This is a genomic window from Oscillatoria sp. FACHB-1406, from assembly GCF_014698145.1.
GTDB lineage: Bacteria > Cyanobacteriota > Cyanobacteriia > Cyanobacteriales > Spirulinaceae > FACHB-1406.
Genome location: NZ_JACJSM010000001.1, coordinates 156,248 through 169,732, shown reverse-complemented (window position 1 = coordinate 169,732; position 13,485 = coordinate 156,248). Strand labels below are relative to the sequence as shown.

General features: G+C 50.1%; 12 protein-coding genes. 8 read left to right on the top strand and 4 right to left on the bottom strand.

What is annotated here, in order from left to right; all coding sequences use genetic code 11:
* Positions 1-256 precede the first annotated feature (256 nt).
* The 6 genes from H6G50_RS00790 (at position 257) to H6G50_RS00765 (ending at position 6,605) form a co-directional block, all read left to right on the top strand.
* The gene (locus H6G50_RS00790) at positions 257-1,681 is read left to right on the top strand and encodes a TldD/PmbA family protein (RefSeq protein ID WP_190712984.1); all 1,425 of its coding nucleotides are present in this window, start codon (positions 257-259) and stop codon (positions 1,679-1,681) included.
* A 136-nt stretch (positions 1,682-1,817) separates the two neighbouring features.
* Positions 1,818-3,203 carry a diguanylate cyclase gene (locus H6G50_RS00785; protein WP_190712313.1) on the top strand — a complete coding sequence of 462 codons (1,386 nt, stop codon included), beginning with the start codon at positions 1,818-1,820 and terminating at the stop codon, positions 3,201-3,203.
* Positions 3,204-3,417: 214 nt separating this feature from the next.
* A complete protein-coding gene (locus H6G50_RS00780) occupies positions 3,418-3,948 on the top strand; it encodes a retropepsin-like aspartic protease (RefSeq protein WP_190712312.1) in 531 nt (176 codons plus the stop codon).
* Between the two features lie 113 nt (positions 3,949-4,061).
* Positions 4,062-5,156, top strand: a complete 1,095-nt coding sequence (gene aroC / locus H6G50_RS00775; protein WP_190712310.1) for a chorismate synthase — start codon at positions 4,062-4,064, stop codon at positions 5,154-5,156.
* A 6-nt stretch (positions 5,157-5,162) separates the two neighbouring features.
* Positions 5,163-6,038: an MBL fold metallo-hydrolase gene (locus tag H6G50_RS00770; protein ID WP_190712308.1), complete on the top strand. Its 876-nt coding sequence runs from the start codon at positions 5,163-5,165 to the stop codon at positions 6,036-6,038.
* Positions 6,039-6,113: 75 nt separating this feature from the next.
* Positions 6,114-6,605: a pyridoxamine 5'-phosphate oxidase family protein gene (locus tag H6G50_RS00765; RefSeq protein WP_190712306.1), complete on the top strand. Its 492-nt coding sequence runs from the start codon at positions 6,114-6,116 to the stop codon at positions 6,603-6,605.
* A gap of 21 nt (positions 6,606-6,626) precedes the next feature.
* Here the strand turns inward: H6G50_RS00765 and H6G50_RS24340 are convergent, their stop codons facing one another.
* The 3 genes from H6G50_RS24340 to H6G50_RS00750 all read right to left on the bottom strand — a co-directional run bounded on the left by H6G50_RS24340 (position 6,627) and on the right by H6G50_RS00750 (position 10,979).
* Complete coding sequence (locus tag H6G50_RS24340; RefSeq protein WP_277882653.1) at positions 6,627-6,758, bottom strand: hypothetical protein; 132 nt, start codon at positions 6,756-6,758, stop codon at positions 6,627-6,629.
* Entirely contained in the window at positions 6,758-6,949 is a 192-nt protein-coding gene (locus H6G50_RS00755) for a hypothetical protein (protein WP_242032654.1), read from the bottom strand. Before H6G50_RS00755 ends, H6G50_RS24340 begins: the two co-directional genes overlap by 1 nt.
* 82 nt (positions 6,950-7,031) lie before the next feature.
* The gene (locus H6G50_RS00750; RefSeq protein WP_190712304.1) at positions 7,032-10,979 is read right to left on the bottom strand and encodes a HEAT repeat domain-containing protein; all 3,948 of its coding nucleotides are present in this window, start codon (positions 10,977-10,979) and stop codon (positions 7,032-7,034) included.
* Between the two features lie 184 nt (positions 10,980-11,163).
* Between H6G50_RS00750 and aroA the strand changes: the two genes are divergently transcribed.
* Both aroA and H6G50_RS00740 read left to right on the top strand, forming a co-directional pair.
* Entirely contained in the window at positions 11,164-12,504 is a 1,341-nt protein-coding gene (aroA, locus tag H6G50_RS00745) for a 3-phosphoshikimate 1-carboxyvinyltransferase (RefSeq protein ID WP_190712982.1), read from the top strand.
* A 108-nt stretch (positions 12,505-12,612) separates the two neighbouring features.
* Positions 12,613-12,795: a DUF1902 domain-containing protein gene (locus H6G50_RS00740; RefSeq protein WP_190712302.1), complete on the top strand. Its 183-nt coding sequence runs from the start codon at positions 12,613-12,615 to the stop codon at positions 12,793-12,795.
* Here the strand turns inward: H6G50_RS00740 and H6G50_RS00735 are convergent.
* Positions 12,769-13,356 (bottom strand): hypothetical protein, encoded by a 588-nt coding sequence (locus H6G50_RS00735; RefSeq protein WP_190712300.1) that lies wholly within the window; start codon positions 13,354-13,356, stop codon positions 12,769-12,771. The two genes, H6G50_RS00740 and H6G50_RS00735, sit on opposite strands and share 27 nt — an antisense overlap.
* Between the last annotated feature and the right edge of the window lie 129 nt (positions 13,357-13,485).

Genomic DNA, 13,485 nt, shown 5'->3' with positions numbered 1-13,485 from the left:
GTCTGGGGTCTGTTTTAGCGCGGATGGAATTGAAAATTACTTTTGAAACGCTAATGCGCAAAGTGCCGAATCTCGCGCCGCATCCGAGTCAAAGTCCCGTTCCGAAGCGTAAAACCCTGTTGTTCAAAGGGTTTGAATCATTTCCGGTCGTATTTTAGCTGAGGAGAGTTTTTTTTCCTCTCAAGTCGCTTTGCAGTCAAAATTAAAACCGAATGTAGCAAAATATAGACAGTCAGTTTTAATGTCCTCTGTTACCATGCCCCATCGACTAGCCGAGAGCAAAAATCTACTCACGGAATTAATTGCCCGCTATCGCCACCGCGTTGATTTTTTAGCCCTGCGTCTAGAGGAATCGGAGGGAACCTCGATCTTGTTGCGAGGAGACCGAGTAGAAACCCTGAGTGAAGCAATTTCGCGAGGGGGACAAGTAAGAGCGTGTTATAAGGGCGGTTGGGGCTTTGCATCGTTTAATCAACTGTCCTCGCTTGCCGAACGGATTGAAGATGCGATCGCGGCGGCGCGGTTAGTCGGAACGGAGGAAACCCAACTCGCCCCCATTGCTCCCATCCAAGATAGCTATACGCTCCCCCTCGTTGGCAGCGATCCCCGCCATATTCCCCTGAGCGAAAAAAAGCAACTGTGCGATCGTTACAACGAAATTCTCCGCAGTAATGCGGAGATCGCTAGCACCTCCGTGCGCTATCACGATAGCAACCAATCGATCCTGCTCGTCACCTCCGAAGGCACCGCGATCGAACAATCCTGGGCGGATATGGAAATGCGCTTTGCTGCCACCGCGCGCCGGGGCGAAATCGTCCAAACCGGACGCGAAACCACCGGCTCCCGCAAAGCTTACGAAGATCTCGCCCATCTCAATACCCGCGTCCAAAGCGCCGCCGATCGCGCGATCGAAGCCCTTTCCCTCCCCCCGGTTAAAGGCAACACCTACACTGTCGTCATCGATCCAATCCTCAGCGGGCTATTCGTCCACGAAGCCTTCGGACACCTCTCCGAAGCCGATATGACCTACGAAAACCCCGATCTCCTTGAAGTGATGAGCCTCGGCAAACAATTCGGAACCCCAGACTTACAAATCTTCGACGGAGCCGCACCCATTAGCGAAACCACTGCCGGTGAGTGTCATCGCGGCAGTTACCGCTACGATGACGAAGGTACGCCCGCTACCACGACTCAACTGATTCGCGATGGCGTTCTTGTCGGGCGCTTGCACTCCCGCGAAACTGCTGGCAAACTTGGCGAAGAACCCACAGGTAACGCGCGCTGTCTTAACTACCACTACCCCCCCATCGTCCGCATGACCAACACCTGGATTGGTCGGGGAAACACTCCCGTCGCTCGCCTCTTAGAGGGTATCGAAGAAGGCGTATACGCGAGCAACTGGTTGGGGGGCATGACGAACGGCGAAATGTTTACCTTCAGCGCCGGAGAAGCCCGGATGATTCGCAACGGGCAACTTGCCGAACCCGTGAGAGATGTAACCCTCTCCGGCAATGTTTTTAAAACCTTAGCGAATATCGAAGCGATCGGCAACGATTTTCAATGGGATGAATCGGGAGGATGCGGTAAGGGCGGACAAAGCGGTTTGCCTGTCGGCTGCGGCGCTCCGAGTTTGCGGATTCGCGAGGTCGTGGTTGGAGGAGAAGCGATCGAGTTTGAGTAATGCCGCTTGCTGCTAGCCCGCTCAAACTTAGTACCGCCAACAGAAGCCTATGCAACATGAGAATCTTAGCGGGTCGCAGTTCAGCTTAAGCCCAATACCTGATTCTTGCTTGCCGATCTTTCCCAGAGCGCTCCCTATGAATATCTCTCTTGTTAATCCCTCTAAAGAAACGATCCTGATTGTCGATCGCAACCCCGACGGGATTGAATCTATTTTGACTCGATTGACAGAATGGGGGTACAAAGTGCGCTGTGCTAATACGGGTCTGATTGCCCTCACCCAAGCCCAGATCGACGTACCTGCCTTAATCTTGCTCGATGTCGAAATGTCCGATCTCAACGGCTACGAAATTTGCACGCAACTGAAAACTAACCCCCGCACTCGAGAAATCCCGGTCATTTTTACGAGCGCTCTCGATCTCGTCTCCGATAAAGTTAAAGCCTTTAGCGTCGGAGGAGTAGACTACATTGCCAAACCCCTACAAATCGAAGAAGTTCTGGTTCGCGTCCAAAATCAACTTAGCATTCGCAATGCCCTCAAACTTCTCACCGCTCAAAATATGTTGCTGGTAGAAGAAATTCGAGAACGCCAGCGTGCTGAAGAAGCCCTGCGCTTATCTGAGGAAAAATTCTCTAAGGCATTTCAAGCTTCGCCTCAGCCGATGACGATTACGCGCTTGGTTGATGGCTGTCATTTAGAAGTTAACGAGGCCTTTTGCCAGAGCATGGGATACGCTCAAGAAGAAATTATCGGGCGGACAGCCGTCGAACTTGACATTTGGGCCGATCGAGAAGATCGCACGCGCTTATTCAAGCAGTTAACCATGTATGGTGCGGCTCGCAACTTCGAGTTTGAGTCTCGCAACCGTTCTGGGGCCTTGAGAACGGCCTTACTTTCGGCTGAAATTATTGAGATTGACGGCGAAAAGTGTTTACTGTCGCTCTCCAACGATATTACCGAACGAGTACAAGCCGAAGCCGCGCTACATAAAGCTAACCAAGAACTCAAACGCCTCGCCAGTCTCGACGGTTTGACGCAGGTCAGCAACCGCCGCAGTTTTGACGAGTATTTGTTGCAAGAGTGGGTGCGCCTAAAAGAAAAACAGCTACCGATCTCGTTGATTCTGTGCGATGTCGATCATTTTAAACTCTATAACGATACATACGGCCATCAAGCCGGGGATGCTTGTTTGCAGAAGGTAGCGCAAACAATTCGCAGTACGCTCAAACGACAGACAGATTTGGTCGCGCGCTACGGCGGCGAGGAGTTTGCAATTGTCTTGCCAGACACTGCCGCACCGCTAGCCGCTCAAATTGCTGAAGCGATTCGTTTGGCTGTTGAAGGTCTGGAGATCGATCATTTTAATTCGACCACCAGCGATTACGTGACCTTGAGCTTGGGGGTGGTAACGACGGTTCCCAGTCCGGAGTTTTCGCCGGAAGCCTTGATTGGGGTTGCGGATCTGACGCTGTACGAAGCGAAGAAGTTGGGGCGCAATCGCGCGATCGCTGAGAATTTTTAACCCGCCAATAAAATTAGTGTCAGCCTTCCCTAATTGAGAAGTCTGACACCTCGAGATATATTATCGTTATTTAACTTATCTTTAAGGTCTTTATTGGGCTGACCTCATTTGAACTGGATACAATCATGCCAGGGATCGAGGACTTTTGCTAAAGTCATAATCTTTTCTTTATTTTTCTAACGGTTTGTTCTGATTCAACAAGTTTTGTTAATTTATGCGCGCGTCTATCAAAGAATTCGTTATAGCTTTCGCGATCGCAGGGCTGGCTACTTCCCCCGTCAAAGCGCAACGCGAAGAAGGCTGCTTTATGACTGACTCTAACGGTCGAGTCATGAGTCTCGGTCGTTTGTGCGGCGAAAACCCGAATAGCAAGATGACGGAAACTTTCCGCATTCCCATCGAGCGGCGCGATCGCGGAACGCCGGTTATTAAAGTTCGCTTCAACGGCACGCAGACTTACGAAATGCTCGTCGATACCGGCGCGAGTCACACTGTGATTACGCCCGCAATGGCTAAGCAACTCGGCTTAACCCCTGTCGGTGTTGCAGTCGCCGATACGGCCAGCGATACGGGGGTTGAGTTTCCCCTCGCCCTCGTTGCCTCTGTCCGCGCGGGAAGCGTTGCCGCCACAGACTTGCTAGTTGCCATTTCCCCTGCGTTGAATATCGGTTTGCTCGGTCAGGATTTTTACGGAAATCGCGATGTGATTATCCGGGAGAATTACATAGAATTTCATTCGAGGTAAGCAGAAAGTTTCAGTATTTTTAGGGTTAAGATCGACCCTTTCACGGCTTTTCAGTCAATCGCCCTCGCTCTCGCGTTAAAATTGAGACCGTCGAGCCGCTCAATCGGGGGATAATGGGTAATATATTCGGGCATTTATTTCGCGTCACAACCTTTGGAGAATCTCACGGCGGTGGAGTGGGTGTCGTTATGGATGGCTGTCCGCCGGGACTAGAAATTAGCGAGGCCGAAATCCAATTAGAACTCGATCGCCGCCGTCCGGGACAGAGTAAGATTACAACCCCACGCCAAGAAGCCGATCGCTGCGAAATCCTTTCGGGCGTATTTGAAGGCAAAACTTTGGGAACGCCGATCGCGATTTTAGTTCGCAACAAAGATACGCGCCCCCAAGACTACAGCGAGATGGCGCAGAAATATCGTCCTTCCCACGCCGATGCTACTTATGATGCTAAATACGGACTGCGGAACTGGCAAGGCGGCGGGCGTTCTTCGGCGCGAGAAACCATCGGGCGCGTAGCGGCTGGCGCGATCGCTAAAAAAATCCTCCAGCAAGTCGCCGGAGTAGAAATCGTCGCTTATGTCAAACGTATTAAAGACCTCGAAGCCGTCGTTGATGTCGATACTGTCACCCTCGCCGCTGTCGAAAGTAATATCGTGCGTTGTCCCGATCCCGAAGCCGCCGAGCGAATGATAGAAATAATCGACCTCGCCCGTCGGGACAAAAACTCCTTGGGCGGCGTGGTTGAATGTGTCGCGCGGCACGTCCCCAAAGGGCTAGGAGAACCCGTGTTCGATAAACTCGAAGCCGATCTTGCTAAAGGAATAATGTCATTGCCTGCAACCAAAGGCTTTGAGATCGGATCTGGCTTTGCGGGAACTGCGATGACCGGACGGGAACACAATGACGAATACTACGCTGACGAAGCTGGAAACATTCGCACCGCGACTAATCGTTCCGGGGGAATCCAAGGCGGAATTTCCAACGGCGAAAACATCGTTCTGCGGGCCGCTTTTAAACCCACTGCCACCATCGGTCAAGAACAGCGTACCGTCACTAGCGACGGCGAAGCCACCACCTTAGCAGCGAAAGGACGGCACGATCCCTGCGTTTTGCCTCGGGCTGTGCCGATGGTAGAAGCAATGGTGGCTTTAGTATTATGCGATCATCTCCTGCGCGATCGCGGTCAATGTCATGTATTAAAGCCTTAAGAGTATATGAAAAAAGATATTTCGGGCGATCGCTTCGCCATCCAATTTTGGGGGGTACGGGGTAGCATCCCCTCTCCCGGTCCGACGACCCTGCGCTACGGCGGCAATACCTCCTGCATTGAAATGCGGATTGGGGGCAAACGGTTGATTTTTGATGGCGGTACGGGGCTGCGCTTGCTCGGAAAAAGCTTGTCCCCTTCGCTAGAAGAAGAAATCTATATGTTTTTTACCCATTATCATTGGGATCATATTCAAGGTTTGCCTTTTTTCTTCCCAAGCTTTGATGAAGAAAGCCGTTTTATCATTCACGGACAGGTTCCCGATGAAGGCGAACCGATGAAGATGGCTCGACATTTTCGCGATCGCGTCCTTCACCTCAACTCTCCTATCCCCATCGCCCAAATTCGGGCGCAAATGAAGTTCCACGACCTCGTTTGCGGCGAACTTTTTACCCTCGATGATATCGCTATTGAAACCGCGCCCCTCAACCATCCTAACGGTGCAATGGGCTATCGGATTAGCTGGGGCGGGCATACTGCCGTTTATTGTACCGACACCGAACAATTTCCCGATCGCCTCGATGAAAATGTCCTGCATTTGGCGCGCGATGCCGATATTTTGATTTACGATGCCATGTACACCGATGAGGAGTATCACAACCCAAAAACGCCGAAAGTGGGCTGGGGACATTCGACCTGGCAAGAAGGCGTAAGGGTGTGTCAAGCGGCGGGAGTTAAACGGCTGGTTGTTTTTCACCACGATCCCAATCATAGCGATGATTTCCTCGATAATGTCGCGATCGAAGTCGAAGCCGCCCTGCCCGGAAGCGTTTTAGCGAAAGAGGGTATGATATTGCATTTAGACCGATTGAATGATGAATAATGAATTATATTTCGGCATTTCGGCAAGCTCAACGATCGCGAATTACGAATTACGAATTACGAATTACGAATTACGATGACAAATAAATTAGAAGAAACTCAAGCCGAATATCAACAATTCGCCAGAGAAGTTGAAAGCTTAATTCTCGGAACTGTCGATCTAGAGGGAGTCCCAGACACGAGTTACGCCCCTTTTGTCAGCGATGAAGCTCGAAATTTTTATATCTACGTCAGCGGACTTTCTACCCATACTCAAAACCTCGAAAACAATCCCCGCGCCAGCCTCTTATTAATCGAAGACGAAAGTAAAGCCAGACAAATTTTTGCGCGTCGCCGCCTCAGTTATAATTGTACGGCGACGCTGCTCCCTCGCGATACTTCTGAATGGGAAGCGATTGTCACTCTGTTTCAATCTCGCTTCGGCGATATCATTGAAATGTTTCGTAGTTTGCCCGACTTTCGCATCTTTAAACTCGTCCCGCAATCCGGGCGTTTTGTCGTCGGTTTTGGTGCGGCTTATCGCATTAGCAGTGACAATCTCGATCGACTCATTCAGATGGGGGAATGAGAAGGTTTTTATTTGTTTTTACTAACGCAGTTCCATGACGGTAATGCTGGAAACAGCGATGTCGGTGGGTGGAGTTTGTTGAAGGCGGGTTTGCGTACCGGGTTCTTGTTTGATGAAGTCGCTGATAACGCAGGTATCGAGCAAGTAACGCACTAAAAAACCTCCGGTTCGCGAGGGGGAAGGAGTTCGTCGCGGTAGGACTCGAAAGGGAGGAAGTCGGGGATACCTTTAAAGCTTAAAATAATCTCCGGCCATAGGGCGACGGGTTGGGTTGAAGGAAGCGATTGACTTAAGGTTTGCAGAATGAATGCTTCTAGAGAGAGGTTAAGGGAGTCAGCGCGCAAGTTTAATTAATTTTCAAGTTCGTCTGGAAGTTTCAGGGTTAGGGTTTTTGCCATTTGCTTTAAACTTCAACTGTATTTCTCTTTATTCTGCCTCGGAGATTTGTTTGCCGATGACTTCGCCGTTATTTTTTTCGACGATGGTGACGACTTCGGTGTTGTGGAACTCATAGCGAACGACAGCAGGAGGCGTTGCGGGTACTGTGGGGAGGGGAGGAGATTTGAAGAGGTCGTAGTTGTAGAATTTGCAGTTGGCTTGAATGGCAGTGAGGGCGCGGAATGCGGATTCGCCGGATTCGGTGGGGATGAGGGTGAGGAGGTGGGGGAGAATGTGGGCGGCGCGATCGTTTTTGAGGTTTCCGAACGCTTCTACCGCACTATTACGCACCCGGGAGGATTCATCTTCGAGAGCATTGAGCAAACCCGGTATCGCGGCTTCTGAACCCAGTTTTCCTAATGCTTTTACCGCACTTTCACGCACCCGGGAGTCTTCATTTTCGAGAGCACAGAGTAAACCCGGTATCGCGGCTTCTGAACCCAGTTTTCCTAACGCTTTTACCGCACTTTCACGCACCCGGGAGTCTTCATCTTCGAGAGCAGAAAGCAAACCCGGTATCGCGGCTTCCGAACTCAGTTTTCCTAACGCTTTTACCGCACTTTCACGCACATCGGAGTATTTATCTTTGAGAGCATTGAGCAAACCCGGTATCGCGGCTTCTGAACCCAGTTCTCCTAACGCTTCTACTGCACTTTTGCGCACCCAGAAGTCTTCATCTTCGAGAGCAGAGAGCAAACCCGGTATTGCCACTTCCGAACCCAGTTTTCCTAAAACCTCTGCCGCCCTCTGACGCACTAAGGAATCTTCGTGTCCGAGAGTCTGGAGAAAACCCGGTATTGCCACTTCCGAACCCAGTTCTTCTAAGGCTTTCATTGCATACAAACGCACGCATATATCTGGATCGTTGATACCTTCGATCGCGCCCAGCATTCCGGCTTCTAAACTTTGATTGCATAGCGCTTGTATCGCGTATAGACGTATGAGAGGCTCTCTGTCTTTAAGACTTTTTACTAAACCTGGAATTCCTGTTTTGGAAGGCAATTTTCCTAATGCCTTCACAGCACTCCAGCGAAGGAAATATTCTGGTCTATCAAGGTCTTTGAGAAAACCCATTATTAACTTTTCTTTGCACTGGTCTTTGTATAACTCTTTTAGATATTCCCACTCGCTCGATTCGTAATTTTCAAAAAAATGAAGCAGATCGAAAATTTCAATATTTAAACTAATCTGCCATAGAATTTCTAACGAATACCAGCGAATCAAAAAGCTTCGATCTTTAAGACCTTCGATTGTCCCTATTATAGCCGTTTCTAATCCTATTTTTTCTAAAGCTTGAACCGCACTCCAACGCACAAAAAAGTGTGGATTTTTAAGACTTTCGATCAAACCTAATATTGTGGCATTTAAACTAAAATGCCACAATGCTTCTGCTGCGTGCAAACACCTTGCTGGGTCTTGATTTTCAAGAACCTGAAACAAAACCGTTATCGCTGCCTCCGAACCCAGTTTTCCTAACGCTTCTACCGCCCTTTTGTACACACAGTATGATTCATCTTCGAGAGCACAGAGCAAACCCGGTATCGCCGCATCTGAATGCAGTTCTCCTATCGCTTCTACCGCCCTCATGCTCACCAAGTCATCTTCATCTTTGAGAGCAGAGAGCAAACCCGGTATCACTTCCTCCGAACCCAGTTTTCCTATCGCTTCTACCGCACTTTCACGCACCCGGGAGGATTCATCTTCGAGAGCAAAGAGCAAACCCGGTATCGCGGCTTCTGAACCCAGTTTTCCTAACGCTTTTACCGCACTTTCACGCACCAGGGAGGATTCATTTTCGAGAGCCCAGAGTAAACCCGGTATCGCCGCCTCCGAACCCAGTTTTCCTAATGCTTTTACCGCACTTTCACGCACACGGTAATCTTCATCTTCGAGAGTCCAGAGTAAACCTGGTATCGCGGCTTCTGAACCCAGTTTCCCTAACGTTTCTACCGTACTTTCACGCCCATCGGAGTCTTCATATTCGAGAGCCCAGAGTAAACCCGGTATCGCCGCCTCCGAACCCAGTTTTCCTAATGCTTTTACCGCACTTTCACGCACACGGTAATCTTCATCTTCGAGAGTCCAGAGTAAACCTGGTATCGCGGCTTCTGAACCCAGTTTTCCTAACGCTTTTACCGCACTTTCACGCACCCAGGAGTCTTCATCTTCGAGAGCAGAGAGCAAACCCGGTATCGCGGCTTCTAAACCCAGTTTTCCTAATGCTTCTACCGCACTTTTGCGCACCCAGGAGTCTTCATCTTCGAGAGCAGAGAGCAAACGCGGTATCGCCGCCTCCGAACCCAGTTTTCCTAATGCTTCTACCACACTTCCACGCACAGCAGAGAGCAAACCCGGTATCGCGGCCTCTGAACCCAGTTTCCCTAACACCTCTGCCGCCCTCTGACGCACCCAGGAGGATTCATCTTCACCTGCATTAACCAATTCCGAAACAGCAACATCAGATCGCGTTTCCACCCACAACTCCCACTTCAACCCCTGCGGCACATCCAACGCCGTTACAATTCCCACCGTCTGTTCCTGAAAATCCCGTTTCACCTCCCCCGCCAATCGCGCTCCCAACCTCCAATCCACCTCCAACGCCAACCGCACCACCCGCAGCGCCTGCGTCTCATCCCCAACTAACCCCAACATCAACGCCACAGGTTCCGTCCACTTCAGATAATTGAGATAATCCCGCTTCAACTCCGCATCGCTCAACTCTGGCAACCGCGCCAATAATGCCTCGGCTGCATAATATTCTTGAATCAATTGGTGCAGAAACTCGATTTTATCTTCGACTTTCATTTGCAAGAGGTGATATTTGAGCAAATCATCCAAACAATCGCGCGCTGTTTTCGGGGGAAAGGGTTCGCCCTGAAAGAGTCCTTCGAGTTCTCGTTCTGCTACTTGCCGCTCAATCGTCACTTCCAACTCAACGGAATTTTTGCCGCGCACCATCAATCCCGCCAAATGCTCCAGCGCTTTCGCCCACAATTTTCGCTCCGACAAGGGTTTAGTATCCCCTTTCAAAGGAGCAACTTCGTGTTTTCGCACGCTACTGTTTTCATAAGAGCGCGCAAACACCTGAAAAATTCCGCCCAAGTTCCTCGGTAATTGCGCTTGAGGACTTTGCTGAAACACTTCGCACAGCATCCACAACAGCAAGGGCGTTTCGCCAAACTGCCGCAATTTTCCCTGTGACTGCCGCAATAATTCTTCCCCTGGTTCGGACAAATAGGCGCGGACAAAAGCCTGTATCTGCGGTTCCGTTAGGCGTTGCATTTCCAATTTCTTCTCAATGCCGAAATCGCCGCCTAAGCTTAAATCCCGCGTGGTAAAGATGATGGGAAGTTGTCGATAGGTTTGCCGAAAGGTGTTTAATTGCGATCGCGCTGTTTCTGAGGATAATTCGTTGATGCCATCCATCAGCAGCAGGAAACGCTTTTCTACCAGCAGAGTTTCCAGTTGCGTTTCGTTCAATTTCAACCCGTGCTGGCCAAAGAAATCGAGAATCAGCGCTTCGATGGAAGTCTGCCAATAACGCAATTCCACCAGCACGGGAATTACGCCCGAAGTTGCGTTGCTCTCTTCCAACAGCAATCGCGCTAAAGCTGTCGATTTCCCCGATCCCGGTCTTCCTACTAAAAGCAGATGCCGCGTCTTTTCGTCAAAGACATACTTCCGCAACCTTTCTAATACAGGTAGAGGTTGCTGCGGGCGCTTCTCTTCTGGCGTTACCACTTGCACCGTCAACCCAAAGTCGAAGGGGGATGAGGAATTTTTGCCGTAGGGAGGGGCGGAAGGCGGGCAGTTTTCTCGCCCTCGGACATCGGTTACGCTATAAACTTCCCACCAGCGCTCGTAACGTTGGCGGATGGCTTGTAAGTAGGGTTGAAAGTCGGGACTTCGTGCTGCTTCGCAGGGCGCGTCGGTCATCTAGCGGTCGGTGTAGAGTCTTGCTCTATGATAATTTACGGAAAACGATCGTCAAAACCTCTCGGAGTGGGAATGGTACGGGAATGGTGCGTTACGCTTCGCGCTCCACACCCTACGGGATTGCCAAGCCTTGGTCTCAAAATGGGATAAAATCGGCGATGCTCCTTATGTTATCTCCCCACTCATGGCTGTCGTTACGCTTCAATCCCGAGAAAACCATCAAGATTTAATCGTTACGCCCTCCCCGAATCTGTCGCTACAAGGGCGCATTCGCGTGCCGGGGGATAAGTCGATTTCGCATCGGGCGTTGATGTTGGGCGCGATCGCGTCGGGAGAAACGACCATTGAAGGGTTATTATTGGGCGAGGATCCCCGCAGTACGGCTGCTTGTTTCCGGGCGATGGGGGCGGAAATCTCCGAGTTAAACGAAGCGAAAGTCACGGTTAAAGGGATTGGCTTGGGACAGTTGCAGGAACCCCAAGATGTCCTCAATGCGGGCAATTCGGGAACGACGCTGCGGTTGATGTTGGGGCTATTGGCGGCGAGTCGCGATCGCTTCTTTACCGTTACAGGGGATAATTCCTTACGCTCTCGTCCCATGTCTCGCGTCATCCAACCCCTGCGACAAATGGGGGCGGAAATTTGGGGCAGAAACGGCGATACTCTCGCTCCTCTGGCCGTCAGAGGGCAACAACTCAAAGGCATTCATTACATCTCTCCCATTGCCTCGGCACAAGTTAAATCTTGCTTGCTACTCGCCGGACTTTCTGCCTCCGGTAAGACTACCGTTACCGAACCCGCCCTCTCCCGCGACCATAGCGAACGAATGTTGCAAGCCTTTGGGGCTAAACTTGAAGTCGATACCCGTACCAATAGCGTCGGGATTTACGGGCAGGAAGGCGAGTTAAAAGGGCAGCACGTTATTGTTCCCGGTGATATCAGTTCGGCGGCTTTCTGGCTGGTGGCTGCGGCGATTGTACCGGGTTCGGAATTAGTGGTGGAAAATGTCGGTGTGAACCCGACTCGCACCGGAATCCTCGAAGCGTTGGGCGAGATGGGAGGCGATATTACGTTGGAAAACGAACGCTTGGTAGCGGGGGAACCCGTAGCAGATTTGCGCGCGCGCTATAGCAAGTTGAAGGGGTGCACGATTTCCGGCCAGATTATCCCTAGGTTAATCGATGAGATCCCTATTTTAGCAGTTGCTGCGATCGCTGCGCAAGGGACGACCCAAATTCGAGATGCGGCAGAATTGCGAGTGAAGGAGAGCGATCGCCTTGCCGTAACTGCCGCCCACCTCAACCGCATGGGTGCAACGGTTAGCGAGTTGCCGGATGGCTTAGAAATTAGCGGCGGAGCGAATTTAACCGGGGCAGAAATGGACAGTTATACCGACCATCGGATTGCCATGAGTTTCGCGATCGCAGCCCTCCGCGCCAAGGGAGAAACCACCGTTCGCCGCGCCGAAGCTGCTTCCATTTCTTACCCCGAATTCTTCCAAACTTTGGAGCAAATTTGCGTTTGAGAATTGACAGACTTGTTGGCTAGAATTTCGCTCTAACCAACATCTTTATCCGCTCCATCTCTTCTGAGAATTTGCTAACCTAGAACTTGAAAACAATTCATAAGGATAATGAACAAGATCGCTTGTCAGATGAAAGCCTTTTGGGATCCAGAAGTTCGGGTATGGACTGCAACAAGTGAAGACGTACCGGGTTTAGTGACTGAGGCTGATTCTCTCGAAGCTTTAGTGCAGAAATTAAGGAATATTGTTCCCGAACTCTTAGAATTAAACCATATTCTTCCTGAAGTTTGATGAAAATTCTCCAATTTTAAATTCCACAACCCAAGTTGGTTTTTGAATCAAAACAGGAGTTTCTGAGGATTTTTGCAAGCTTTCAATTAAAGGTTGGATTGCATAGCGCGATCGATAACAGCAAAATTGCAGTTTTGAATCCAAGCGTCGCAAATTTTCCCGTTCGTAACGCACGACATCGTACCACCAATCTTTCTCAAAAGGAGTTTGTTGTAAAAAGTCGCAAAACGCTAAAGCATCCTGCCAATGTTTTTTAATCCCTGAAGGTGAATAGGTTTCGGCGTAGTCTACAAAGAGACGAGAAAAATCTCGCCCTAAAGCTTTTTGAGTTAAAGGCAAAAATTTGCTAACTTGGTTTAAACGTTTAGAGATTAAGGAACTCGCGAAAAATTCAACTTGCGCGCGATCTAAGGTAGATAATTGTTGAATCGATCCTTCTTCTATACCCCATTTTCGTGCCACATCAGGAGGATTAGTAAAAAAATCTTCGCGCAATTGACGATTGGTATAAAGTCGAGCTAAAAACTGTTGCGTTTTGGCTAAATTTTGCGAGTTTACCATGTATTAAATGCTCCTTCTTGCCTCATCGGTGAAATACCCGCGCTCTTACTTTGTGTCCTTTGTGTCTTTGTGGTTCTTACACCATTTCTCATGGAGCTTGGATTGTTCCCCAGGCTAAGGGCATAACAC

What these genes read in the sequence shown, in the direction of transcription:
- H6G50_RS00790 (WP_190712984.1), top strand. Translation starts at nt 257, where the DNA reads ATGCCCCATCGACTAGCCGAGAGCAAAAATCTACTCACGGAATTAATT.
- H6G50_RS00785 (WP_190712313.1), top strand. Translation starts at nt 1,818, where the DNA reads ATGAATATCTCTCTTGTTAATCCCTCTAAAGAAACGATCCTGATTGTC.
- H6G50_RS00780 (WP_190712312.1), top strand. Translation starts at nt 3,418, where the DNA reads ATGCGCGCGTCTATCAAAGAATTCGTTATAGCTTTCGCGATCGCAGGG.
- aroC (WP_190712310.1), top strand. Translation starts at nt 4,062, where the DNA reads ATGGGTAATATATTCGGGCATTTATTTCGCGTCACAACCTTTGGAGAA.
- H6G50_RS00770 (WP_190712308.1), top strand. Translation starts at nt 5,163, where the DNA reads ATGAAAAAAGATATTTCGGGCGATCGCTTCGCCATCCAATTTTGGGGG.
- H6G50_RS00765 (WP_190712306.1), top strand. Translation starts at nt 6,114, where the DNA reads ATGACAAATAAATTAGAAGAAACTCAAGCCGAATATCAACAATTCGCC.
- H6G50_RS00750 (WP_190712304.1), bottom strand. Translation starts at nt 10,979, where the DNA reads ATGACCGACGCGCCCTGCGAAGCAGCACGAAGTCCCGACTTTCAACCC.
- aroA (WP_190712982.1), top strand. Translation starts at nt 11,164, where the DNA reads ATGGCTGTCGTTACGCTTCAATCCCGAGAAAACCATCAAGATTTAATC.
- H6G50_RS00740 (WP_190712302.1), top strand. Translation starts at nt 12,613, where the DNA reads ATGAACAAGATCGCTTGTCAGATGAAAGCCTTTTGGGATCCAGAAGTT.
- H6G50_RS00735 (WP_190712300.1), bottom strand. Translation starts at nt 13,356, where the DNA reads ATGGTAAACTCGCAAAATTTAGCCAAAACGCAACAGTTTTTAGCTCGA.